Annotated in this window: 21 protein-coding genes; 10 read left to right on the top strand and 11 right to left on the bottom strand. The window is 72.4% G+C overall.

Annotated features, from left to right (window positions below):
- Positions 1-66 precede the first annotated feature (66 nt).
- Entirely contained in the window at positions 67-1,020 is a 954-nt protein-coding gene (locus ACH4UK_RS21785) for a 5'-nucleotidase (RefSeq protein ID WP_398358609.1), read from the top strand.
- Between the two features lie 16 nt (positions 1,021-1,036).
- Here ACH4UK_RS21785 and ACH4UK_RS21790 read toward each other — a convergent pair whose 3' ends face one another.
- The 6 genes from ACH4UK_RS21790 to ACH4UK_RS21815 all read right to left on the bottom strand — a co-directional run bounded on the left by ACH4UK_RS21790 (position 1,037) and on the right by ACH4UK_RS21815 (position 7,351).
- Positions 1,037-1,963, bottom strand: a complete 927-nt coding sequence (locus ACH4UK_RS21790; RefSeq protein ID WP_398358610.1) for a carbohydrate ABC transporter permease — start codon at positions 1,961-1,963, stop codon at positions 1,037-1,039.
- A complete protein-coding gene (locus ACH4UK_RS21795) occupies positions 1,960-2,898 on the bottom strand; it encodes a carbohydrate ABC transporter permease (RefSeq protein ID WP_398358612.1) in 939 nt (312 codons plus the stop codon). Before ACH4UK_RS21795 ends, ACH4UK_RS21790 begins: the two co-directional genes overlap by 4 nt.
- Positions 2,895-4,211 (bottom strand): ABC transporter substrate-binding protein, encoded by a 1,317-nt coding sequence (locus ACH4UK_RS21800; protein ID WP_398358614.1) that lies wholly within the window; start codon positions 4,209-4,211, stop codon positions 2,895-2,897. Before ACH4UK_RS21800 ends, ACH4UK_RS21795 begins: the two co-directional genes overlap by 4 nt.
- A 156-nt stretch (positions 4,212-4,367) precedes the next feature.
- Entirely contained in the window at positions 4,368-5,144 is a 777-nt protein-coding gene (locus tag ACH4UK_RS21805) for a sugar phosphate isomerase/epimerase family protein (RefSeq protein WP_398358615.1), read from the bottom strand.
- Complete coding sequence (locus tag ACH4UK_RS21810; RefSeq protein ID WP_398358618.1) at positions 5,141-6,163, bottom strand: Gfo/Idh/MocA family protein; 1,023 nt, start codon at positions 6,161-6,163, stop codon at positions 5,141-5,143. Before ACH4UK_RS21810 ends, ACH4UK_RS21805 begins: the two co-directional genes overlap by 4 nt.
- 51 nt (positions 6,164-6,214) lie before the next feature.
- Positions 6,215-7,351 carry a GntR family transcriptional regulator gene (locus ACH4UK_RS21815; RefSeq protein ID WP_398358620.1) on the bottom strand — a complete coding sequence of 379 codons (1,137 nt, stop codon included), beginning with the start codon at positions 7,349-7,351 and terminating at the stop codon, positions 6,215-6,217.
- Between the two features lie 120 nt (positions 7,352-7,471).
- On the opposite strand from ACH4UK_RS21815, the gene ACH4UK_RS21820 reads away from it, so the two are divergent.
- The 6 genes from ACH4UK_RS21820 to ACH4UK_RS21845 all read left to right on the top strand — a co-directional run bounded on the left by ACH4UK_RS21820 (position 7,472) and on the right by ACH4UK_RS21845 (position 14,335).
- Positions 7,472-8,506 (top strand): NAD-dependent epimerase/dehydratase family protein, encoded by a 1,035-nt coding sequence (locus ACH4UK_RS21820; protein WP_398359236.1) that lies wholly within the window; start codon positions 7,472-7,474, stop codon positions 8,504-8,506.
- Entirely contained in the window at positions 8,506-9,567 is a 1,062-nt protein-coding gene (locus tag ACH4UK_RS21825; RefSeq protein WP_398358622.1) for a dihydrodipicolinate synthase family protein, read from the top strand. The genes ACH4UK_RS21820 and ACH4UK_RS21825 overlap by 1 nt, the downstream gene beginning before the upstream one ends.
- A 41-nt stretch (positions 9,568-9,608) precedes the next feature.
- A complete protein-coding gene (locus ACH4UK_RS21830) occupies positions 9,609-10,514 on the top strand; it encodes a polysaccharide lyase (protein WP_398358625.1) in 906 nt (301 codons plus the stop codon).
- An 82-nt stretch (positions 10,515-10,596) separates the two neighbouring features.
- Positions 10,597-12,411, top strand: a complete 1,815-nt coding sequence (locus tag ACH4UK_RS21835; RefSeq protein ID WP_398358626.1) for a glycoside hydrolase family 20 zincin-like fold domain-containing protein — start codon at positions 10,597-10,599, stop codon at positions 12,409-12,411.
- Positions 12,408-13,424 carry an acyltransferase domain-containing protein gene (locus tag ACH4UK_RS21840; RefSeq protein WP_398358628.1) on the top strand — a complete coding sequence of 339 codons (1,017 nt, stop codon included), beginning with the start codon at positions 12,408-12,410 and terminating at the stop codon, positions 13,422-13,424. The genes ACH4UK_RS21835 and ACH4UK_RS21840 overlap by 4 nt, the downstream gene beginning before the upstream one ends.
- A 128-nt stretch (positions 13,425-13,552) precedes the next feature.
- On the top strand, positions 13,553-14,335 hold the full coding sequence (locus tag ACH4UK_RS21845; RefSeq protein WP_398358630.1) for an SAM-dependent methyltransferase: 783 nt from the start codon (positions 13,553-13,555) through the stop codon (positions 14,333-14,335).
- A gap of 74 nt (positions 14,336-14,409) precedes the next feature.
- Here ACH4UK_RS21845 and ACH4UK_RS21850 read toward each other — a convergent pair whose 3' ends face one another.
- From ACH4UK_RS21850 to ACH4UK_RS21860, 3 genes are all read right to left on the bottom strand, one after another.
- Positions 14,410-15,879, bottom strand: coding sequence for a SulP family inorganic anion transporter (locus ACH4UK_RS21850; protein ID WP_398358632.1), 1,470 nt, complete (start codon positions 15,877-15,879; stop codon positions 14,410-14,412).
- Between the two features lie 72 nt (positions 15,880-15,951).
- On the bottom strand, positions 15,952-16,548 hold the full coding sequence (locus ACH4UK_RS21855; RefSeq protein ID WP_398358633.1) for a carbonic anhydrase: 597 nt from the start codon (positions 16,546-16,548) through the stop codon (positions 15,952-15,954).
- A gap of 318 nt (positions 16,549-16,866) precedes the next feature.
- Complete coding sequence (locus ACH4UK_RS21860; protein WP_398358635.1) at positions 16,867-17,562, bottom strand: class I SAM-dependent methyltransferase; 696 nt, start codon at positions 17,560-17,562, stop codon at positions 16,867-16,869.
- Positions 17,563-17,713: 151 nt separating this feature from the next.
- On the opposite strand from ACH4UK_RS21860, the gene ACH4UK_RS21865 reads away from it, so the two are divergent.
- The gene (locus ACH4UK_RS21865) at positions 17,714-17,983 is read left to right on the top strand and encodes a hypothetical protein (RefSeq protein WP_398358637.1); all 270 of its coding nucleotides are present in this window, start codon (positions 17,714-17,716) and stop codon (positions 17,981-17,983) included.
- Positions 17,984-18,036: 53 nt separating this feature from the next.
- On the opposite strand, the gene ACH4UK_RS21870 is transcribed toward ACH4UK_RS21865, so the two are convergent.
- The gene (locus ACH4UK_RS21870; RefSeq protein ID WP_398358639.1) at positions 18,037-19,935 is read right to left on the bottom strand and encodes an ABC transporter ATP-binding protein; all 1,899 of its coding nucleotides are present in this window, start codon (positions 19,933-19,935) and stop codon (positions 18,037-18,039) included.
- 210 nt (positions 19,936-20,145) lie between these two features.
- Here ACH4UK_RS21870 and ACH4UK_RS21875 point away from each other — a divergent pair, with 210 nt between their 5' ends.
- Both ACH4UK_RS21875 and ACH4UK_RS21880 read left to right on the top strand, forming a co-directional pair.
- Positions 20,146-20,940 (top strand): SDR family NAD(P)-dependent oxidoreductase, encoded by a 795-nt coding sequence (locus tag ACH4UK_RS21875; RefSeq protein WP_398358641.1) that lies wholly within the window; start codon positions 20,146-20,148, stop codon positions 20,938-20,940.
- Positions 20,941-21,005: 65 nt separating this feature from the next.
- Positions 21,006-21,719 carry a ribonuclease H gene (locus ACH4UK_RS21880; protein WP_398358642.1) on the top strand — a complete coding sequence of 238 codons (714 nt, stop codon included), beginning with the start codon at positions 21,006-21,008 and terminating at the stop codon, positions 21,717-21,719.
- 115 nt (positions 21,720-21,834) lie between these two features.
- On the opposite strand, the gene ACH4UK_RS21885 is transcribed toward ACH4UK_RS21880, so the two are convergent.
- Positions 21,835-22,245 carry an ATP-binding protein gene (locus tag ACH4UK_RS21885; protein WP_398358644.1) on the bottom strand — a complete coding sequence of 137 codons (411 nt, stop codon included), beginning with the start codon at positions 22,243-22,245 and terminating at the stop codon, positions 21,835-21,837.
- Positions 22,246-22,384: the final 139 nt, after the last annotated feature.

Here is a 22,384-nt window from a genome sequence, read left to right on the forward strand (position 1 = left end):
GGGAACAGCCGTGCGACGGTGGGATAGTGGGGGCGCGTCAGCACGGGGCTGACCGGAGGGGTTGCCGTGCACTACGAACTGGCCGACCGGCTGGTCATCGGGATCGCGTCCAGCGCGCTCTTCGACCTGACCGAGTCGGACGCCGTCTTCCAGGAACAGGGCGAGGACAGCTACCGCGCCTACCAGGAGCAGCACGTGGGCGACCGGCTCCGGCCGGGGACCGCGTTCGGCTTCATCCGGCGCCTGCTGGCGCTGAACGACCTGGGCGAGGTGGACGACCCCCTGGTCGAGGTCATCGTCCTGTCCCGGAACGACCCCGACACCGGGCTGCGGGTCATGCGCTCCATAGAGAGCCACGGTCTGCCCATCAGCCGGGCCATCTTCACGCAGGGCCGCTCGCCCCACCGGTTCATGCCCGCCCTCAACATGTCCCTGTTCCTGTCGGCGAACGAGAGGGACGTCCGGGAGGCGGTCGCCTCAGGGCTGCCCGCCGGGCACGTCCTGGGCACTCCCCACGAGGACGACGCGGACGACCGCGACCTGCGGATCTCCTTCGACTTCGACGGAGTCCTGGCCACGGACGCGTCGGAGCAGGTGTTCCAGGAGGGCGGGATCGAGAAGTTCCGCGCCCATGAGGTCACGAACGCCGGGATCCCGCACGACGCCGGGCCGCTCAGGGACTTCCTGGCGAACGTGAACCGGATCCAGCAGCGGGAGGAGCAGGAGCTCCGTAAGGACCCCGACTACCGGATCCGCCTGCACGTCTCCATCGTCACGGCGCGCAACGCGCCCGCGCACGAGCGTGCGGTGAAGAGCCTCCAGGGATGGGGCGTGACCGTCAACGACGCGTTCTTCCTCGGCGGCATCGACAAGGGCCGGATCATGAAGATCCTGAAGCCGCACATCTTCTTCGACGACCAGCAGGGCCACCTGGTGAGCACCTCGCGGACCACCCCGAGCGTGCATGTGCCGTTCGGGAAGCTCAACGAGCAGGCGGTGCCCGGGACTTCGGACGCCTGAGCCCAGGTCCGCGCGGCTACTTCACGCTGCCCGCCGTGAGACCGGACCGCCAGTAGCGCTGGAGCAGCAGGAACGCGATCACCAGCGGCAGCAGCGCGAGCAGCGAACCGATCACCATCAGCGGGTAGTAGTCGGGATTGATGGGAGCGGCGGCGTTCCAGCTGTACAGGCCGAGGCTCAGCGGATAGAGCGACTCGTCGGACAGCATGACCAGCGGCAGGAAGAAGTTGTTCCAGATCCCGGTGAGCTGGAACAGGAAGATCGTCACATAGCCGGGGGCGATCATCCTCAGACCGACCGAGAAGAAGGACCGCAGCTCGTTCGCCCCGTCCACCCGCGCGGCCTCCAGCACCTCGTCGGGAACGTAGGAGGCGGAGAACATCCGCGCCAGATAGACCCCGAAGGGGTTGAACAGCACCGGGATCAGGACCGACCACACGGTGTTGGCGAGACCCAGGTCGGAGGCGAGCAGGTACATCGGCAGGGCGAGCACCGTCGCGGGAACCATCACCGAGATCAGGATCAGCGCGAACAGCGGGCGCTTGCCGGTGAACTCGAACTTGTCGAAGACATAGCCGGCGGCGGTGCTGATCAGCGCTCCGACGGCCGCGCCGCCGACCGCGTACAGCAGGCTGTTCCCGTACCAGCGCAGATACGCCCCGTCGTCCTGGGCCAGCAGCGCCCCGATGTTGTCGAACAGCGCGAAGTCGGACAGGTCGAAGAAGTCCGAGGCGAACAGCGCCTCCGCGTTCACGGTGGAGGCGACGAGCAGCCACAGCAGCGGCAGGAGCGCGTAGAGCGCGCTGACGCCGACCACGAGGTTGGCCGCCGCCCGGCCGTACCAACCCGCCCGCGGCGTCCGGCCGGGAGAGCGGCGGGTTCGGCGCGAGGGGGCGGCCGGCGCGCTCGGCGCCGGCGGGATCGTGCGGACCGACGTACTCACGGGCGGGCCTTTCTCGATGAGGTGACTCGTGTCTTCTGCCGCGTGGAGCCGCGCGTCACGGCGAAGGACAGGGCACAGCAGACGACCAGGAGGAGGACGGAGGCGGCGGAGGCCAGGCCGTAGTTGTTCCGGGTGAACGCGGCGTCGAAGATGTACATGTTCGGCGTGTAGCGCGGGCTGATCAGCGGGGTGGCCTTCGCCAGGAGCATCGGCTCGGTGAACAGCTGGAGCGCCCCGATGGTCGTGAAGATCGCCACGGTGGTGAGCGTTCCGCGCACGAGCGGCACCTTGATGGTCAGCGCGGTGCGGACCGGACCCGCGCCGTCCATCGCGGCGGCCTCGATCAGCTCGCGGGGGATGGCCTTGAGCGCGGCGAAGAAGATGACGGCCGTGTAGCCGAGACCGCTCCACAGTGCGATGTTCACCAGCGAGGGCACGATCATCGTCAGGCCCAGGAAGTTCACCGTGATGTCGAGGCCCTGGAGAGCGTCGAGCACGGGGGAGATGCCCGGCGTGTAGAGGTACAGCCAGATGACCGTCGCGATGATGCCCGGCACCGCGTGCGGCACGAACAGCACGGTCTGCGTGAGCTGTCGGGCCCGGATCAGGCCCGAGTCGAAGAGGAGCGCCAGGGCCAGGGCGCCGACCAGGACCAGCGGGATGAACACCACCGCGTACACCAGGGTGATGCCGACGCCCCGGACGAAGCTCGGATCGGAGAGGACGGCGGCGTAGTTGCGCAGTCCGGCGAAGGAGGTGTGGGCCGTGCCGAAGCCCAGGCCGCTGTGCGAGGTCGAGAAGAAGCTCAAGTAGACCGCGTACAGCGTCGGAACGACGAAGACGGCGAACAGCAGGATGCCGAACGGGCCGAGGAGCGTGCCCACGGCCAGCCGCTGGGGGCGGCGCGCACGGGGTGAGTCGGCGGTGGTGGTCATGCTTGCCTCACAGAAAGGCCCAGGCTGCGCAGGTCGGGCAGCGTCTCGGATTGGGCGGTGCGGAGCGCCTCGGCGATGGTGGTGCCGTACTCCAGGCGTGCCAGCCCCTGGTGCAGCGAGGTCGCGGTCGCCTGCATACGCGGGCCCCACGTCCAGCCCGTGCGCAGCAGCCGCGCCTGCTCCTCCACGAGCCCGTAGAGGTCCTGGCCGCCGTAGAACGCCGTGTCGAACTGGCGGGAGGCGTCCTGGACCAGGCTCGCGTCGGCGGGCAGGATGCTGGACCGGCCGCCGGAGAGGCGGGCGGTGATCGCCTCGGGCGAGGTGGTCATCCACTCCAGGAACCGCATCGCGCGTTCCTTCTTGTTGCTCCCCGCGGTGATCGAGTGCACCGAGACCCCGTCGGTGCCCACGACGTCCTTGCCGCCGGCCCACCGGGGGAGCGGCGCCACGCGCCAGCGGCCCGAGGTGCCCGGTACGGAGCGGACGAGGGCGGCGAGGCCCCACGGTCCGACGAGGTGCGAGGCGACCTGCCCCCGGGCGAGCGCGGAGAGCCACTGCTGGCTGGAGCCGGGGGCGAACATCAGCAGGTCCTCGTCGACCAGGCCCTGCCAGAAGTCCGCCACCCGGCGCGTCGGTTCGCCGAGGAAGTCCAGGACCCAGGCGTCGTCCTCGATGGCGAACCACTGCCCACCGCTCTGCATGGCGTGCCCGGCCAGCACGTTGTACGCGTTGGGGTGGAAGGTCGCGAGATCGATGCCCGCGTCCCGCTTCAGCCTGCCGGCCGCCTCCGCGAACTCCTCCCAGGTCGTGGGGGGTTCGATACGGTGCCGGGTCAGGATGTCCTCGCGGTAGGCGAACAGCATGGGTCCGAGGTCGACCGGAATGCCGTATGTCCGCCCGCCCAGCACTCCGTTGGTCCACGCCTGCGGGCCGAGCCGGTCGCGCAGCCGGGGCGTGACGAGATCGGTGACGTCCGCGCAGACGCCGTCGAGGGCGAAGGAGGGCAGATCGGCGTCGACGAGCGTCACGATGTCCGGTGCGTTTCCGGCCCGCGCCGCGTTCGACAGCTTCGCGTTGCCGCCCGCGAGCCCCGAGGTCATCGGCGAGAAGTCGACGCGGTCCTCCGGGTGCCGTTCGTTCCAGGCCGCGACCAGGGTGTCGGTGCCGCGCAGCGCCGACCACAGGGTCAGCGGGCCGTCGGGATCGCTCCGCCCGGCGTCCGCGCCGCCGCACGCGGTGGCGGTGACGCCGGCCAGGGCGGTCCACAGCCCGGCGGACAGCAGGCCGCGTCTGCTGAGCGCGGGCCTAACCATGGCGGGCGCCCGGCGTGGGAAGGGTGACGGGGGGACAGGACTGGTGCATGGGGAACCCCTTTGGGTCAGGAAGAAGCGAAGAGGAGGAGAGGCGGAAGAGAGGCGGAGTACAGGCGGGAAGGTCCGGTACGAGGGGGAGCGCGGCCGGGCGTGCGGTCAGCCGCCGTCGAGGACGCGGTGGAAGGCGGGCAGCGCCTCGGCCAGCGGGGCCGCCTCGGGATACCAGGCGCGCTCCCATTCGAGGCTGATCCAGCCGCCGTATCCCAGCCGGCGGAGCTGTTCCAGCAGACCGCCGAGCGGCAGCACGCCCCGGCCCGGCACCACCGGCCGCAGGTCGGCGGCCGAGGCGACGTCCTTGAGCTGTACGTGGCGGAGCCAGGGCCCCAGCAGTGCGGCGGTGCGATCCGGGCTCTCGCCGGCCCGCCACGGGTTGACCGCGTCCCACACCGCGCCCACGGCGGGGGAACCGACTGCCTCCAGGACCGCCGCCACCTCGGCGCCGGTCAGGAACACGTCGTGGGTCTCCAGCGCGATGCCGACCCCGGCCGCCTCGGCGATCGGCACGGCGGCGGCCAGATGGCGGACCGCCCGCTCCCGCCGCCCGTCCGGTCGCCCGGCCCCGCCGCCGAAGACCCGCACCTGCGCGGCGCCGAGCCGGGCCGCGAGGGCGATGTGCCGGACCAGCCGGTCCACGATGTCCGGCTCGTCGGCGGCGACCTGGACGTACGAGGCGAGGACCGGCACCGCCAGGCCCGCCCGGCGCAGCGCCCCGGCGAGCCGCTCCGCGTCCGTCGGATCCAGGTCCGGATGAACCAACTGCCCGTCCGCGCAACGAAGTTCGACCCCGGAGCAGGGTCCGGCGCGGGCCAGCCGGACTATCTCGTCCAGGCCCGCTCCCGGGCATCCCAGCGTGCTGAACGCGCGCGGGTTCACCGGGCCACCCGTTCGGCGGCCACGTCGACCCGCTGTCCCCGCTCCGCCGACGCGTACACCGCGAGCGCGGCGGCGACGACACTGCGGCCGTACGCCCCGTCGACGTACGTGCCGGGGCCTCCGCGCGCCGCGTCCACGAAACCGTCCAACTGGGCTCGGAAGGCCTGCTGTTGGTGGACCGGGTCCGCTTCGAGAAGGCGGGTGGCCCGACCGTCGCGGAGCACGAAGAGCCCCTCGGTCGCCGAGATGCGCACGGTGGCCTCGTCGAGCACGACCTCCGTCTCGTCGAAGTACGGCATGCCCCGGCTGGTGAGGGCGATGCTGGCGTTGATGCCGTTGTCGAGCTCCACCAGGGCCAGGGCGTCGGTCTCCACCTCCAGCCCCGGCCGGCCCCGTACGACACCGCTGACACGGCGGACGGCGGAGTCGGCGAACAGCTGGATGCGGTCCAGACCGTGGGTGCCGACGTTGAGGACGATGCCCCCGCCGGCGACCGCCCGGTCGAAGAACCACGGCGGCCGGGAGCCGGGTTCGTAGTGGGAGGAGCGCCGGTGCGTGATGAGCAGCGGCTGTCCGTACCGCCCGGAGGCGATGAGGGCACGGGCCTCCCGGACCACGGGGTCGAAGTGGATGACGTGGGCGACCGCCAGCAGCACGCCCGCCGCCGCGCACGCCTCCGTCATCCGTGCGCAGTCCTCGGCGGTGGTGGCCATCGGCTTCTCCACCAGCACATGGAGTCCGGCCCGTGCGGCCTCGACGGTCATCGGGGCGTGCAGGGCGTGCGGCGCGGCGACCACCACCGCGTCGAGGCCCGCCTCGGCGAACATCACCCGGTGGTCGCTGTAGACGGGGACCTGGGCGGAGTCGGCGAGCGCCTGGGCCGCGGGACGGTTGGTGTCGCAGATCGCCGCGATCTCGTAGCCGAGGGCGCCGGCGGCCGCGTGCACATGGGCGGCGCCGACGCCCCCCGCGCCGAGTACGCCGATACGGAACCGGCCGGTGGACGGCTCGGAAGGCATGGGGTCTCCTGGGAGGTGTGAGGTAGGCGAGCGAGGGGTGAGGGGCGAAGGTCAGCGGTCGCGGGTCGCGGCGCCGCAGGACGCGCGGACGACCAGCCGCGGCTGGATGTGGACCCGGTGGGACACCGCTCCGGGCCCGGACTCCATGCGGCGCAGCAGGAGTCGGGCGGCGATCGCCCCCACCTCCTCCTTGGGCGGGGAGACCGCCGTCAGCGGGATGTCGCCCACCTCCGCCACCTCGTCGTCGTACGCGACGACGGCCAGGTCGTCCGGTACGGACAGGCCGTGCCGGCGGGCCGCCACCACCAGCGCGGCCGCGTCCCGGTCGCCGTGGCAGAACACCGCAGTGATGCCCGCGTCGGCGCAGTGCCGCGCGTAGTCGGCGATGCCCTGCGCGGCCCAGATGTCCTGGCGGGCCACCGCGCCCTCCACGACGTCGACGTCCAGCAGCGCAGCGGCCTCGTCGAACCCCCGCGCCACCGCGTCGGCCGTGCCGGTGCGCAGCCGCCCCAGGTGCCCGATCCGTTCGTGGCCGAGCGAGCGCAGGTGCCGGACGGCCAGGCAGACACCGCCCGCGTGATCGGTGGCCACGTACGAGGTGGGGTCGTCCGGGGCCGGGGCGGGTGGCCGCCGCTCCACGAGGACATGGGGCACGGCGAGTCGCCGCAGCGCGTCGACGTATCCCTGCGGGTCGTCCAGCAGGTGCAGGTTCGGCACCAGCAGCATGCCCTGCACACCGCTGTCGAGCATCGCCCGCACCTCGTCGCGCTCGACGCCCGGGTCGTACTTCGACGAGGCGAGGACGACACCGACGCCGGCGTCCCGCAGCACCCGCTGGATCCCGTCGACGACGCGCGGATAGTAGTACGTCGTCGACGGGACGAGAACGCCGACGAGACGGCGGCCCCTGTGCGGTCCGGTCTCCTCGTCCGGCGCGGCCTCGGGCGTCGGCGACACGAAGGTGCCCGCTCCCTGCCGGCGCTGCACGATGCCCTCGTCCACGAGTTCGCTGACGGCCCGGCGCAGCGTGTTGACGCTGACCGCGAGCGTGTCGGCCAGTTCCCGCTCGACGGGAAGCTGCGTTCCCGGCGCCCAGGAACCGCTCGTGATCTCCCCGCGCAGCCGCTCGGCGACCTGCAGGTATTTGGGGCCACGAAGGAATGAATCCTTCTCCTCTGCCGATTTCATGCTGGGAGATTGCATCAATCAATCTCTTGCGTCAACCACTTGGCGGTGCTTTTGTAACCCCAGCGTCAAGAAATGCAGAAATTCATTCCTTTAAAAGGAATGAATTGGGTGGGAGAATTCATGAAGGAACTCCGGCACAGTGTCCCGGAGCTCGAGGAGGAGCTCGGCCGCCCGGGACCGGCCCTGGTCGCCGAAGCGGCCGAGTGGCCCGGCGACGTGGTGGTCCTCGGCGCGGGCGGCAAGACCGGGGCCGGCATCGCCGCGATGGCCCGCCGGGCGCTGGACGCGGCGGGCCGTGACGGCGTCCAGGTCCTGGCGGTGTCGCGGTGGACGGATGCCCGGGGCCGGGCCGGTCTGGAGGAGCGCGGCGTCCGCACCCTCGTCGCGGATCTCGCCGACCCCGCCGCCCTGGACGCCCTTCCGGACGCGGCCGTCGTGATCCACCTCGTCGGCGCGAAGTTCGGCACCGCCGCCGCCCCGGAGCAGGCCTGGATGACCAACACGGTGCTGCCCGCCTTCGTGGCCCGCCGCTACCGGACCGCCCGGATCGTCGCGCTGTCGACCGGCAACGTCTACGGGATGACCGCCCCGGTGACCGGCGGATCGCGCGAGAGCGACGAGCCCCGGCCCACCGGCGACTACGCCGTCACCTGCCGGGGCCGGGAGCAGGTCTTCACCCACGCCGCACGCGCCGAGGGCACCCCGGTCGCCCTGATCCGCCTCAACTACGCGGTGGAGCCCCGCTACGGCGTCCTCGCGGACCTGGCCCGCACCCTGCTCGCCGGACGTCCGGTCGACCTCGGCGCGGGCGCGGTGAACGTCGTCTGGCAGCGGTACGCCAACGAGGTCGTCCTGCGCACCGTCGGCCACGCCGCGCACCCCGATCCCTTCGTCCTCAACCTGACCGGGCCCGAGACGGCCGGCGTGGCCGCGCTCGCCGCCGGGCTGGCCGAACACCTCGACGTCTCGCCGGAGTTCACCGGAACGGCGCCGGCCACGAGTCTGCTCGCCGACGCCACGCTCTGCCACACCCTGTTCGGCTATCCGGACCGCACGCTCGGACAACTCATCGACCTCCAGGCCCGATGGATCACCGCGGGCGGCGAACTCTGGGACAGACCGACCAAGTTCGAGCGCCGGGACGGACGATTCTGATGCCCGCCCCGATGGCCGCGGAGACCTCCGCACTCCTGCACCGGGGAACCGTCATCCCCGCCCACCCCCTCGCCCTCACCGCGCGGCGCACGCTCGACGAACGACGGCAGCGCGCGCTGACCCGCTACTACCTGGAGGCGGGCGCCGGGGGACTGGCGGTGGGCGTGCACACCACCCAGTTCGCCGTCCGCGACCACGGACTCCTGCGGCCCGTCCTGGAACTCGCCGCCGAGGAGAGCGCGCCGGCCGTCGCCGAACGCCCCTTCCTGCGCATCGCCGGGGTCGCCGGACCGGTCGGCCAGGCCGTCGAGGAGACCCGTACGGCTCGCGAACTCGGCTACGACGCCGTCCTCGTCTCGCCCGCCGGACTTCCGCACGCCACCGTCGACGACCTCCTGGACCGCAGCGCCGCCATCGGCGAGATCCTCCCGGTCATCGGCTTCTACCTCCAGGAGGCGGTCGGCGGCCGCGAACTGCCCCGCGCCTACTGGCGGGCACTGGCCGACCAGGAGTCCACCGTCGCGGTCAAGGCCGCCCCCTTCGACCGCTACCGGACGCTGGAGCTCGTCCAGGGCATCGCCGACTCCGACCGGGGAGCCGAGGTCGCCCTCTACACGGGCAACGACGACAACATCGTCGCCGACCTGCTCACCCCCTACCACGTGAACACCCCCTCGGGACCGGCCGTCCGCCGCTTCGTCGGCGGGCTGCTCGGCCACTGGGCCGTCTGGACCCGCTCGGCCGTCCGGCTGCTGGCCGACGTCCACGCCGCCGACGCCGGGGACGAGAAGGCCCGGCAGCGGGCCCTCGCCCGGCTCGCCGGGGACACCGACGCCAACGCCGCCGTCTACGACGTGACCGGCGGCTTCGCCGGAGTCATCGCGGGCGTTCACGAAGTGCTCCGCCGCCAGGGCCTGCTCACCGGCATCTGGTGCCTCGATCCCGCGGAAGGCCTCTCGCCAGGACAGGCGACGGAGATCGGCCGCGTGCACACCACCTACCCCTGGCTCGCAGAGGAGGATCCGTTCATCGCCCGCGCCCTGCCGCGCTGGCTCGCCTGACGTCACACCGCATCCCCCCACCCCCACCGGGAAGAGGAACGATGAAGACGAAAACCCTGCTCATCGGAGCCGCGACCGCCCTGCTCGTCCCCGCCGCCGTCCTGGCCCCGCAGGCCGCGGCCGGACCGGCCCCGGCCGCGAACGCCGCCGAATACCACGTGAACACCTTCGAACGACCCGCCGCCGGCAACGCCTACCCGCTCAATGAGTGGGCCGCCGACGGATGGAACGCACCCTGGCAGGAGGGCATGGAGACCCGGGCCCGCATCGACGACACGACCCCCGCCCACGGCGGCGCCAAATCCCTGCGCGTCCACTACCCCAAGGGCAAGATCGGCCCCGCCGAATCCGGGGCCCAGGCCCCCTTCACCCTCACCAAGGCACGCGAGTACTACCTGTCCTTCTGGGTGAAGTTCAGCGGCGACTTCAGCTGGGGCACCACCGAGTACGCCGGCAAGGTCGGCCTCGGACTCGCGGGCGGCGCGTCCTGCTCCGGCGGTCAGGTCTGCGACGGCACCAACGGTTTCAGCTCCCGCATGATCTGGCGTCAGAACAACGGCCAGGCAGCGGTGTACTACTACCACATGGGCCACGAGGGCCAGTACGGCGACTACGCCGTCCTCAAGAACGACGGCGCCGACATCCACTGGCCCAAGAACCAGTGGGTGAACGTCGCCCAGCGCGTCAAGGTCAACACCGTCACCGGCGGCAACGCCAACGCCGACGGCGAGATCGAGGTCTTCTACAACGGGAAGTCCGCCGCCGAGGTGACCGGCCTGCGCTTCGTCACCAACAACGACCAGGTGGACCGCGCCTACTTCTCCAGCTTCGCGGGCGGCGCCACACCGTCCTTCGCCCCGAACAACGACAACAGCTACATCTGGTACGACGACCTCAAGGTCTCCACCGACCCCGGCGACATCTGCGAACTCAGCTCCTGCACCTGACCCGCACCGCGCCGGGCGGCGCCGGCCCCGTGCCGCCGCCGCCCGGCGCACCTTCCCCACTCCACCACCCCGGAGCCCCACCGTGCCCGTCACCCCCTTCCCCGCCCCCCGCTCCCTGACCACGACCGCCGGCGGCGCGGCGCTCGACGCACCGGTCCACGCGCACGCCGACCCGGCCCTGCACCCACAGGGGTACCGCCTGCGCACCGGCCCCGAGGGCGTCAGGATCGAGCACCGCGACGCCCTGGGCCTGCGCTACGCCCTGCAGACGCTCGACCAGCTCCGCGCCTCGCGCGACTACACCGACACCGGCTACGACATCGGCGACCACCCCGACTTCGCGGTCCGCGGCTTCCTCCTCGACATCAGCCGCGACCGCGTCCCCACCCGCCGCACCCTGGCCCGCTGGATCGAGATCCTGTCGCTGGCCCGCTTCAACCAGCTGGAGCTGTACGGCGAGCACACCTACGCCTTCCGCGACCACCAGGACGTCTGGCAGGACGCCTCGCCGCTCACCGCCGACGACCTGCGCTGGCTCGACGGGCGGTGCGCCGCGGCGGGCATCGAGCTGGTGGCCAACCAGAACACCTTCGGCCACATGGAACGCTTCCTGCGCCATCCGCGCCATGCGCACCGGGGCGAGAACCCCGAAGGCTTCGAGCGCGGCGGCGTCCACCGCCCGCCCAGCACCCTGGAACCCACCGCCGACAACGCCGCCTTCGCCACCGCACTGGTCGGGGAGGTCGCCCGCGAGATCAGGTCCAAACGCCTCAACATCGGCGCCGACGAGCCCTTCGAGCTGGGCCGGGGACGCTCGGCCGGCCGGGTGGCCGAACAGGGCATCGGCGAGGTCTACTTCTCCTTCGTCACCCGGCTCATGACGCCCTGGCTGGAGTCCGGCCACACCGTCGAGTTCTGGGCCGACGTCTTCGCCGACCACCCCGAACTGATGGACCGGGTGCCGCCGGGAGCCGTCCCCGTGGTGTGGCAGTACGACGGGCCCCGGCTGCTGTCCGAGGTCATCGACGGCGACACCCCGGAGGCCCGCACCTGGCAGCGGCTCGGCGCGGACCTGGACAACCTCCGCCAAGGGTTCCGCTCCCGCGCCAAACTGCTCGCCGAGGCCGCGGTGCCGTTCTGGGTCGCCCCCGGCGCGAGCAACTGGAACTCCGTACTCGGCCGGATCGACAACGCCGTCGACAACATGGTCGACGCCGCCGAAACCGGCCGCGAGAACGCCGCCCAGGGATTCCTGCTCACCTCCTGGGGCGACCACGGCCACTGGGACGCGCCGTCGGTGGCGTACGGGCCCGTGGTCTTCGGCGGCGCCGTGAGCTGGTGCCTGGAGGCAGGCCGGGACCTCGACATCGCCGCCGTGCTGGACGAGCACGTCCTGCTGGACGAGACCCGGCTGACCGGCGGGGTCCTGATGCGCCTCGGCCGGGTGTACCGGGACCTGGAGGTTCCGCTGCTCAACGGCTCGCCGATCGCGCGGGCCCTGTTCCCCGACCCCGCGGTCCCACTGCCGTCCCTCCCGTCGCCGGAGGCGATGGACCGGGTCGCCGCGACGCTCGCCGCCTGCCGCGAGGACCTCGTTGTCGCAGAGCCGGCCGCCGCCGACGGCGATGTGGTGCGGCGCGAACTCCACCACGCCGTCGCGCTGGCGGAGTTCGCCCTGGACGTGCTGCGGGCCCGTGCCGCCGTGGGGGCCGGCGCCGACGCCGGCGCCGACGCGATCGATCCGGCGAGCGCGCGCCGTCTGCTGCGCCGCATCGAGCCGCTGCTCGCCGAACAGCGTGCCTGCTGGCTCCTCAGGTCCCGGCCGGGCGGCCTGGAGGACAGCGTCCAGGAGCTGGACCGGCTCCGCCATCAGCTCCTGACGGCGGCACACGCGTGACCGGCGCGACGGGCGAGGGCCCGGAGCGGGACGCCGACCCGGCGGTGCGACGGTGGCTGGCCGAGCTCGGCGAAGAGCCGGCCGGTGCCGCCGTCGCCGACCCGGTGCTGCCGACCTCCGCCGAACTGGCCGAGCGCACCGCGCTGCTCGCCGTCCCCGAGCAGGACCGGGAGCAGGTGTGCGCCGGGCTGCCGGGACCCGGGCGCGACCCCGCCGTGTGGGAGGCGCTGATCCGCTGCCACCAGCAGCTCTTCGCCGACCCCGACCCCCGTGCGATCTCCGCCCCGCCCGACTGGCCCGCAGCACCCGCCGCCCTCGGCAGCACCGGCCGGTACTTCTACGTCCACCTCTTCGTCCTGGCCCTCCCGGCCGCCCTGGAGCGGCAGCGCCTTCTCGGTGTCGGGGACGACATCGTCGCCGCCACCTTCGCCGACCTGGGAGCGAAGCTGACCTCGTACCGGCTCGCCCACGGCACCGGCGGATTCGACCGCCAGCGATGGATCGTCCGCCACTTCCGCGGGACCCTGCACCGGCTCGGCCGCCTCCAGTTCGAGCAGGGCGTCCTCGACGCCGACGCCTGCGGCGGCGACGCGGCGGCCGGCGGCGGACCCGCCCACGGGGACCCGGTTCTCCAGGTGCACATCCCCGAGGACGGCCCGCTCTCCCGCAGTGGCTGCGAGGCGTCCTTCGCCGCCGCCCGCCGGTTCTCCGCCCAGCACTTCCCGGGCGTCCGCCACCGGCACGCCACGTGCAGCTCCTGGCTCCTGGACCGGCAGCTCGCCGATCACCTCCCGGCGGATTCCAACATCCTCGCGTTCCAGCGGCGGTTCGAGACGTTCGGCGCCCGGCCGGTCTGCGACGACGACGTACTGGAGTTCGTCTTCCACGCACCGCCCGGGACGGCCGACCTCCTCCGGCTGTCGCGGGAGACGACCCTGCAACGCGGCCTCGTCCGGCACCTGCGATCGGGAGGCCACTGGCGGATGGCCCACGGGTGGACCGCCGTCCCGTGACGCCGGGGCGACCGGAGCGGCCCGTCCCCGCTGCGTGCCGCCGGGCGGCGCGGTACGGTCACCGGCAGAGGCTTGACCGGCGGGAATGCGGTCAACCTCCTTGTACGGAAAGTGAGTAGAGGAGAGACATGAGCGTCGACGATGAATTCCGCCGCAGCATCCGCTCGGACGTTCCCCACTCGGCGCGGGTCTGGAACGCGTGGCTGGGCGGCAAGGACCACTACCCGGTGGACCGGGAGCTGGCCGACGTGGTGAGCGCGGCCTATCCGCAGATGGTCGACATCGCCCGTGCCTCACGCGCGTTCCAGATCCGCGCGATCCACTACCTCGCCTCGGCGGGCGTCCGCCAGTTCCTGGACGTCGGGACCGGGCTGCCGGTGGCGAACAGCACCCATGAGGTGGCGCAGAGCATCGCGCCCGAATCGCGGATCGTGTACGTGGACAACGACCCGATCGTCCTCGCCCACGCCGAGGCGCTCCTGACCAGCGCCCCGGAGGGCCGCACGGCCTATGTGGACGCCGATCTGTCCGCGACGGACACGGTGGTGGACGAGGCACAGAAGACGCTCGACCTGTCCGAGCCCGTCGCCGTGCTCCTGCTCTCCACGCTCGGGCACCTCGCCCCGGCCGAGGGCATCGACGTCGTCCAGCGGTACATGGCCCGGATGCCGTCGGGAAGCTATCTGGTCCTCTGCGACACGGTGAAGACACCGCAGACGCTGGCGGCCCAGGAGGCGTACGCGTCGGGCGACAACCCGCCCTACCTCGTCCGGGAACCGGAGGAGATCACCGACTGCGCCGAGGGCCTGGAGCCGGTCGAGCCGGGGTTCGTCTCGATCGACCGCTGGCGCGCCGAGGAGGACGACGCGGTGCCGGTCGACCAGTGGGGGCTCGTCGCCCGCAAGCCGTAACCCGTTCGGCGGGACGTCGGGCGCTTGCGTGAAGCGCCCGGCGTCCCTTGCTGTCCGATCCCCGAAGGCCCGCGCTACCGGCGGATGGTCACCGGTTCGATCTCGGCGTTGTTGTGCCGGCGCGCCCAGTTCTCCAGGGCGACCCGGCAGGCGTGGTCGAGATGGCGCAGTCCGGTCAGGTCCAGCTCTATGGGCTGGTCCTGCGGGAGCTTCTCCAACTGCTCCAGGATGCGGGGCAGCCGCAGGAAGGTGGCGTTCCCGGTGAGGGTCACCACGACCCGGCCGCCGGTGAGCTGGTGAGTGGTGAGCTGGACGTGGGAGGTCTCCCAGGCCGACTTGACCACCGCCAGGAGCAGGCCGAGCACGACCCCCTCGAAGAGGTTGGTCACCACGATGGCGATCGCGGTGATCGCCAGCAGCACCGCCTCGCCGCGGTGCTCGCGCCACAGCGGGCCGAACTCCTTGGTGGGCACCAGCTTGCAGCCGGCGTGCACGAGGATGCCGGCGAGCGCGGCCAGCGGGATGATCCCGACGGCGGCCGGCAGCAGCGCGGCGAAGAGCAGCAGCCACAGACCGTGGGCGATCCGGGAGAGCGCGGTGGTCGCCCCGGCCTGGACGTTGGCGGCGCTGCGGACGATGACCGCGGTCATCGGCAGCGCGCCGAGCGCCCCGCAGATGGTGTTGCCGACCCCCTGGGCCACCAGCTCCTTGTCGTAGTCGGTGCGGGGTCCGTCGTGCATGCGGTCGACGGCCGCCGCGCTGAACAGGCTCTCGGCCGAGGCGATGAGGGCGAAGGCCAGGACGGTGCCGATGACCGCCACATCGGCGAGCCGGGCGAACTCCGTTCCGCCGGGCAGGTCGATGGCGTGCAGCAGCCCGTTCACGTCGGCCACGGCGGGCCGCAGGCCGGCCAGGGCGGCGACGGCGGTGGCCAGCGCGACCGCGGCGAGGGGGGCCGGGACGAGGCGTACGGTGGCGGGGAGCTTCGGCCAGAGCAGCAGCACGGCGACCGTGCCGGCGCCGAGGCCGAAGGCGGTCAGGGCCTCCTGGTTCGTGACGATCTCGACGGCGAGGCCGGGAAGCCCGGCCAGCTTCGCGAGACCGCTGCCCGGCTGTTCGGTGTCGGCCATCGCATACACCTGGCCGAGCACGATGATCAGGCCGATCCCGCCGAGCATGCCCTGCACCACGGAGACGGAGATGGCGCGGAACCAGCGGCCGAAGCGCGCCAGGCCCAGCACCACCTGGAGCAGCCCGGCCGCCAGCACGATCGGGCCGAGCGTGCTGAGGCCGAACTCCCTGACCGCCTCGTAGACGAGCACGGTGAGTCCGGCGGCGGGCCCGCTGACCTGGAGTTTGCTGCCCGGCAGAAAGCCGACGACGAGCCCGCCGACGATGCCGGTGACCAGGCCCAGCTCGGCCGGCACTCCGGAGGCGACGGCGACGCCGACGCACAGCGGCAGCGCGACCAGGAAGACGACGAGTGACGCCAGCAGGTCACGTCGTACGACGTGGGGGTTCTTGAGTTCCTTCGCGGAGATCACGGTGGGCTTCCCTTGTCGGTGCGGTCGTGCCCGGCCGGGGCCGGGCACGTGAGGGTGGGGGGAGGGAAGCCGTCAGAGGCGGGCGAACTCGGTCCCGCGCTCCGGTCGGTGCACGCTGACGGAGCCGGTGTGCACTTCGTAGTACCAGGCGTGCAGGCCGAGGGAGCCCTCGGCGAGCCGCTCGCGCACCGCCGGGTAGCCCCGCAGGGTGTCGAGCTGGGCGAGGGCGTGGGCCTGGATCGCCCCGGGAAGGTCGTCGGGGTCCGCCGCCGGATCTCTGCCGTCCGTGGCGTGCTCCAGCCAGTGGTGGACGGCGGGCATGGTGGAGAGGTCGTCGCCGCGGAACACGGCGCCCACCGCGCCGCAGTGGGAGTGCCCGCACACGATGATGTCGCGCACCTGGAGCATGCGCAGCGCGTACTCGATGGTCGCGGCCTCGCCGGTGGGCCGGTCCTGCGCGGGGTAGGGCGGCACGATGTTCCCGGCGGTGCGGAGCTCGAAGAGCTGTCCCGGGCGGGACCCGGTGAACAGTGAGGGGACGACGCGTGAATCCGAGCACGTGACGAAGAGTGCTTCGGGGGTCTGGCCGTCCGCGAGAAGGGCGAAATCCTTTGCGTTCGCGGCGACGTGCTCGGTGAATGTCCGGGCGTGGTCTACGAGGGACTGCATGGTGGCCTGCCTCCTGCATCCGGCGGTGCCGGGGAGCGGTGTGGTCGGGTCATATTGGCGAATGCGCTGTTTGTATCCGTATGAATGTTCGGAAGGGGAGAGGGTGTCTCACCTGATGGTTTGCCGGACGGCAGCCGTCGTGAGGCCCCACTCCGGTCGCTCCTCACGGATACGACTACAGCTGAGCATATAGACCAGAACTTTGCTATCGCATTACCTTCTCGTGAAGGAACGCGAATGCGCCACCCTTGTCATTCATTCGGCTTGTTCTTTGTGATAGCCAATGGGCAAGGCGTGCCCTGAGGGGAGGCTGCGCCGTTAGCTGCGGCGGCCATGCAGGAACAGGTGCGGCTCGGGTGCGGCCGTCGGGTGGTCCGGGGTGAACAGCGTGCTCAGCTCCCACTCCACCCGGACCCCCGCCCGCGCGGTCACAGCGGTGAACTCCTCGGCCCCGAAGCTGGAGACCCGGACCGGCCGGCCCATGAACACCGCGTCGACGCCCCTGACGTCCACCGGCACCGTCGCGATGACCAGCAGTCCGCCGGGCCGCAGCGACCGGGCCAGCCGCTCCAGCAGCTCGGTCTGCTCGCCGCGCTCCATCTGCAGCAGCGAGAAGTACACGCACGCCGCGTCGAACGCGCCCTCGGCCAGCGGGAGATCACGGATGTCCGCGCACCGGAACTCGGCCGCCGGCACCTGCCGGGCCGCGAGGGCGGTCATCACCGGCGACACGTCGATTCCCAGCACACGGTGCCCCGCGTCCGCCAGGGTCTGCGCCGTGGGCCGGCCCGTCCCGCTGCCCACGTCCAGCACCCGGCTCCCCGGGGCGAGGTCCGCCAGCAGCCTGTCCAGCGACTCCCGGTGAGCGGCCGAAGAGGCGAAGGCCCGTTCGTACTCCGCGCCCAGCGCGTCGAACACCGCCGCGGCCGCACTCCCGCGGTCCTCGCCCGCGTCCGGAAGCCCCCGGCCGTCGCGGGGTCGCGCGCTGTCACCGAGTCCCTGGCTGTCACCCATCGAGGCTCTTCCCTCCGTGCTCCGGCGGCGGCCGGGACCCGTGCGCCCGGCCGCTGTGAGCGTCCCCCCGCGAGGGCCTGAGTATGCAGGTCCCGCACCCCTGAGTACGGGGCCCGATGTCCCGGAACCCGGGCCGCTGTTCGATGGCCGTATGACCTCCGAAGCAAGGCGCCGCCCCCGCATCCAGCACGTCACCACCGCCGGCTCCGCCCTGGCCGTCACGCTGCTCCCGCTGGTGGTCGGCGTGCTGCTGGCCAAGACCATGGCGGCGGACCCGATGACATCGGTGAACGCGCTCGTCACCAACGGCGGGCACCGGCCGCGGGTCTCGCCGAAGGAGTGGCGCCGGTGCGGCGGCCACGCGCTGCGCCGGCTGCGTACCGCCGAGCGGCCGTCGCTCACCCGCATCGGCACGCGCTGACGCCGCCCGGCCGGTGAGGTCCGGCCGAGCGGCGTAGGGGGAGGGAGCGCGGGTCAGCGGACCGGCTGGACCGGCCGCTCCCCGTCCGACGACGGCCGCTCGAACTGGGTGCGGTACAGCTCCTCGTACCTTCCGCCGGCCGCCAGCAGCTCGGTGTGCGTGCCGTTCTCGACGACCCGGCCCGCCTCCACCACCAGGATCCGGTCGGCCGCCCGCACGGTCGAGAGCCGGTGGGCGATCACCAGGGCCGTCCGGCCCGCCAGCGCTTCGGCCAGCGCCTCCTGGACGGCCGCCTCCGAGGTGGAGTCGAGGTGCGCGGTCGCCTCGTCGAGGATCACGACCCGCTGACGGGCCAGCAGCAGCCGGGCGATGGTGAGGCGCTGGCGCTCCCCGCCGGAGAGCCGGTAGCCGCGCTCGCCCACCACCGTGTCGAGCCCGTCGGGCAGCGAGGCGATCAGACCGTCGAGCCGGGAGCGGCGCAGGGCGTCCCAGATGTCGTCCTCGGCGGCGTCGGGCCGGGCGAGCAGCAGGTTGGCCCGCACCGACTCGTGGAAGAGGTGCCCGTCCTGGGTGACCATGCCGAGCGTGTCCCGGATCGAGTCCGCGCTCAGATCGCGTACGTCGACCCCGTTCAGCCGTACGGAGCCGGAGTCCGCGTCGTACAGCCGCGGCAGCAGTTGCGCGATCGTCGACTTCCCCGCGCCGGAGGAGCCCACCAGGGCGATCATCTGGCCCGGTTCGGCGCGGAAGGAGACCTCGTGCAGGACCGGTGTGCCGCCCCGGTCGTCGAGCGTGGCGACCTCCTCCAGCGAGGCGAGGGAGACCTTCTCGGCGGAGGGGTAGCCGAAGGACACCCGGTCGAACTCCACGGAGACCGGGCCCTCCGGCACCTGGCGGGCGTCCGGCTTCTGCTCGATCAGCGGCTTCAGGTCCAGGATCTCGAAGACCCGCTCGAAGCTGACGAGCGCGCTCATCACCTCGACCCGCGCCCCGGCGAGGGCGGTGAGCGGGGCGTACAGCCGGGTCAGCAGCAGCGCCAGCGCCACGACGGCCCCCGGCTCCAGGCTGCCGCGCAGGGCGTAGAAGCCGCCGAGCCCGTAGACCAGGGCCAGCGCCAGGGCGGAGACCAGGGTGAGGGCGGTGATGAACGCCGACTGGGCCATCGCCGTACGGATGCCGATGTCGCGCACCCGGTCGGCGCGGGCGGCGAACTCGGCCGACTCGTCGGAGGGGCGCCCGAAGAGCTTGACGAGCGTCGCGCCGGGGGCCGAGAACCGCTCGGTCATCTGGGTGCCCATCGCGGCGTTGTGGTCGGCCGCCTCCCGCTGGAGCCCGGCCATCCGGGCTCCCATCCGGCGGGCCGGCACGACGAACACCGGGAGCAGCACCAGCGAGAGCAGCGTGATCTGCCAGGAGATCGTGAGCATCACCGCGAGCGTCAGCAGCAGAGTGACGAGGTTGGAGGCGACGCCGGAGAGCGTGTTGCTGAACGCCCGCTGCGCGCCGATCACATCGTTGTTGAGCCGGCTGACCAGCGCGCCGGTCCGGGTCCGGGTGAAGAAGGCCACCGGCATCTTCTGCACATGGTCGAAGACGGCGGTGCGCAGGTCCAGGATCAGGCTCTCGCCCAGCGTCGAGGAGAGCCAGCGGATGAGCAGCCCGAGACCGGCCTCGACGACGGCGATGAGCGCGATGAGCAGGGCGAGCCGGGTGACCGTCCCGGTGTCCGCACCGTTGACGATTTCGTCGACGACCCTCCCTGCCAGGACCGGGGTGGCCACCGCGAGCAGCGCCGCCAGGACGCTCAGCACCAGGAACCGGTAGATCCGCCGCCGGTGGGGCCGGGCGAAGACCATGATGCGGCGCAAGCCCGCCCGGGAGAACGGCCGGCGGTCCTGCTGGGCGTTCATCGCGCTGTGCAGCGAATGCCACGCCGTGACTTCCATGTCCATGAGGCGCTCCGAAATCTGACGGCCCCCGGATCGCCCGACGGCCTGCGGATCCCGTCGGCCGTGCGGCCCCGGGTTCATTCGGAACGCTAAGACCTCAAGCTTGGTTCGGGTCAAGCGGTCGCGGTGCGGCGGTGCGAACCTGGGAGCCGAGAGGCCCTCGGTCATGGCCCGGCAGGGGCGAGGGGCGAACAGGCGAAGGGGAGAAGCGGCGTGCGCATCGATCTGACGGGCAAGAGGGCGGTGGTGACCGGTTCCTCGCAGGGTATCGGCCTCGCCATCGCGACCGGGCTGGCCGCGGCCGGCGCCGAGGTCGTACTGACCGGACGCAACCGGGACCGGCTCGACGAGGCGGCCGGGGTACTGCGCGCGACGGCGGCGGACGCGGCCGTGGCGACGGTGGCCTGCGACCTGACCGCCGATGAAGGCGCCGAGCGGCTGTACGCCGCCGTGCCCACCGCCGACGTGCTGGTCAACAACCTCGGCATCTTCGGATCCCGGCCGCCGCTGGAGATCACCGACGCGGAGTGGCGGACGTACTTCGACACGAACGTCCTCAGCGCCGTCCGGCTGATCCGGCACTACCTGCCGGGGATGACCGGGCAGGGCTGGGGGCGGGTGCTGAACATCGCCAGCGACTCCGCCCTCGTCATCCCGGCCGAGATGATCCACTACGGCATGTCGAAGACCGCGCTGCTCGCCGTCTCCCGTGGCTTCGCCAAGGAGGCGGCCGGGAGCGGCGTGACGGTGAACTCCGTGATCGCCGGCCCCACGCACACCGGCGGAGTGGAGGACTTCGTGTACGAGTTGGTCGACAGGGAGCTCCCGTGGGACGAGGCGCAGCGTGAGTTCATGCGGCTGCACCGCCCGCAGTCCCTGATCCGGCGGCTCATCGAGCCCGAGGAGATCGCGAACCTCGTGGTCTACCTCAGCTCCGCGCAGGCCTCGGCGACGACCGGGGCGGCCGTGCGCGTCGACGGCGGTTACGTGGACTCGATCGTGCCCTGAGCGCGGCGGCCGCGACGATCGCCCGGCCGGTCGGAACGGTCATGCGGGGCTGGCATGATCGAGGGATGAACGAGAGCATCATCGCCGCGTGTGACGGGGCGTCGAAGGGAAATCCGGGACCGGCCGCCTGGGCGTGGGTCGCCGCCGACGCGCAGGGGAATCCGGTGCGCTGGGAGGCCGGTCCGCTCGGCACCGCGACGAACAACGTCGCCGAGCTGACCGCCCTGGCGGAGCTGCTGGAGTCCACCGATCCGTGCGCGCGCGTCGAGGTGCGGATGGACTCGCAGTACGCCATGAACGCCGTGACCAAGTGGCTGCCGGGCTGGAAGCGCAACGGCTGGAAGACCTCCGGCGGCAAGCCCGTCGCCAACCGTGAACTGGTCACCCGCATCGACGCCCTGCTCGCCGACCGCTCGGTGACGTTCCGCTATGTGCCCGCGCACCAGGTGAACGGGGACCCGCTCAACGCGCTCGCCGACCAGGCCGCCAGCGAGGCCGCCGTGGCCCAGCGCCCGGCGGGTACGGCGCACGGCGCCACGGCTCTGCCGGTGCCCGCGCCCACGCGCGCCACGAAGGGGCGTACGGAGCCGTCCGGGGCGTCGGACGGCACGAAGGAGCGGAGCGCCGGAGGCGCGGCCCGGGGCGGGCGGTCCAGCGGCACGATCAAGGCGCGCTTCGCGGGCCGGTGCCACTGCGGAAAGCCGTACGCGGCGCAGGAGCCGATCGCGAAGAACCCGAACGGCTGGGGCCACCCGGAGTGCCGTACCGCTCCCGCCTGATCGCACGGGACGCCGCGGGCGAGGGTCGGAGGCCGGCCCGGACGGTCACGCGTCGACGTCGCGCGGAAGCGCGGAGGTCTGCCGGGGCGATCACGCGTCCGGGTGGCGCGGAAGCTCAGACATCGGCCCAGACGAGCCGGCCCGCCAGCGCGGCGCGGGTGCCCCAGCGGGCCGCCAGCGCGTCGACGAGCAGCAGGCCCCTGCCGTCCTCGGTCAGGCAGTCGAGCCCGTCGCCGTCCTCGTGGCCGCCGGCCGCCGGGACCCGGGCGACCGGCAGGCTCGCCGGGTCGGCCGGGGACGCCGGGGCCGGGATCCGGGCCCGGCCGCGGTTCCACACGCAGATGCGCACCCCGTCCGCGGACCGCAGCAGCCGGCAGCGGATCCGCCGGGTGCTGGTGTGCTGCACGGCGTTGGTGACCAGTTCGGTCACTATCAGAGCGGCCGCCTCGATCCGCTCGGCCGGCTCGCCCCAGGCCCGCATGGCCTCCTGGACCCGGTGCCGGGCCTCCGGCACGCCCCCGGGCAATCGGGGAACCCACCAGCTGTGTGCACCTCGGCCACCGCGGACACCTCCGTCGTCGGGGGCACGTTTCGCGCAACTGACTATTTCCGACATGTATGCACTCTCGACGCAAAGCGCATACTTTGCAAGCGACAGAGTGTGT

Origin of the sequence: Streptomyces sp. NPDC020884 (assembly GCF_044333935.1) — a bacterium.
Lineage (GTDB): Bacteria > Actinomycetota > Actinomycetes > Streptomycetales > Streptomycetaceae > Streptomyces.

Bases quoted from the DNA above. Each gene is read 5' to 3' on its own strand.
- ACH4UK_RS21800 (WP_398358614.1), bottom strand. From the start codon at position 4,211: ATGGTTAGGCCCGCGCTCAGCAGACGCGGCCTGCTGTCCGCCGGGCTG.
- ACH4UK_RS21810 (WP_398358618.1), bottom strand. From the start codon at position 6,163: ATGCCTTCCGAGCCGTCCACCGGCCGGTTCCGTATCGGCGTACTCGGC.
- ACH4UK_RS21830 (WP_398358625.1), top strand. From the start codon at position 9,609: ATGAAGACGAAAACCCTGCTCATCGGAGCCGCGACCGCCCTGCTCGTC.
- ACH4UK_RS21845 (WP_398358630.1), top strand. From the start codon at position 13,553: ATGAGCGTCGACGATGAATTCCGCCGCAGCATCCGCTCGGACGTTCCC.
- ACH4UK_RS21820 (WP_398359236.1), top strand. From the start codon at position 7,472: ATGAAGGAACTCCGGCACAGTGTCCCGGAGCTCGAGGAGGAGCTCGGC.
- ACH4UK_RS21815 (WP_398358620.1), bottom strand. From the start codon at position 7,351: ATGAAATCGGCAGAGGAGAAGGATTCATTCCTTCGTGGCCCCAAATAC.
- ACH4UK_RS21865 (WP_398358637.1), top strand. From the start codon at position 17,714: ATGACCTCCGAAGCAAGGCGCCGCCCCCGCATCCAGCACGTCACCACC.
- ACH4UK_RS21880 (WP_398358642.1), top strand. From the start codon at position 21,006: ATGAACGAGAGCATCATCGCCGCGTGTGACGGGGCGTCGAAGGGAAAT.
- ACH4UK_RS21795 (WP_398358612.1), bottom strand. From the start codon at position 2,898: ATGACCACCACCGCCGACTCACCCCGTGCGCGCCGCCCCCAGCGGCTG.
- ACH4UK_RS21855 (WP_398358633.1), bottom strand. From the start codon at position 16,548: ATGCAGTCCCTCGTAGACCACGCCCGGACATTCACCGAGCACGTCGCC.
- ACH4UK_RS21860 (WP_398358635.1), bottom strand. From the start codon at position 17,562: ATGGGTGACAGCCAGGGACTCGGTGACAGCGCGCGACCCCGCGACGGC.
- ACH4UK_RS21825 (WP_398358622.1), top strand. From the start codon at position 8,506: ATGCCCGCCCCGATGGCCGCGGAGACCTCCGCACTCCTGCACCGGGGA.
- ACH4UK_RS21870 (WP_398358639.1), bottom strand. From the start codon at position 19,935: ATGGACATGGAAGTCACGGCGTGGCATTCGCTGCACAGCGCGATGAAC.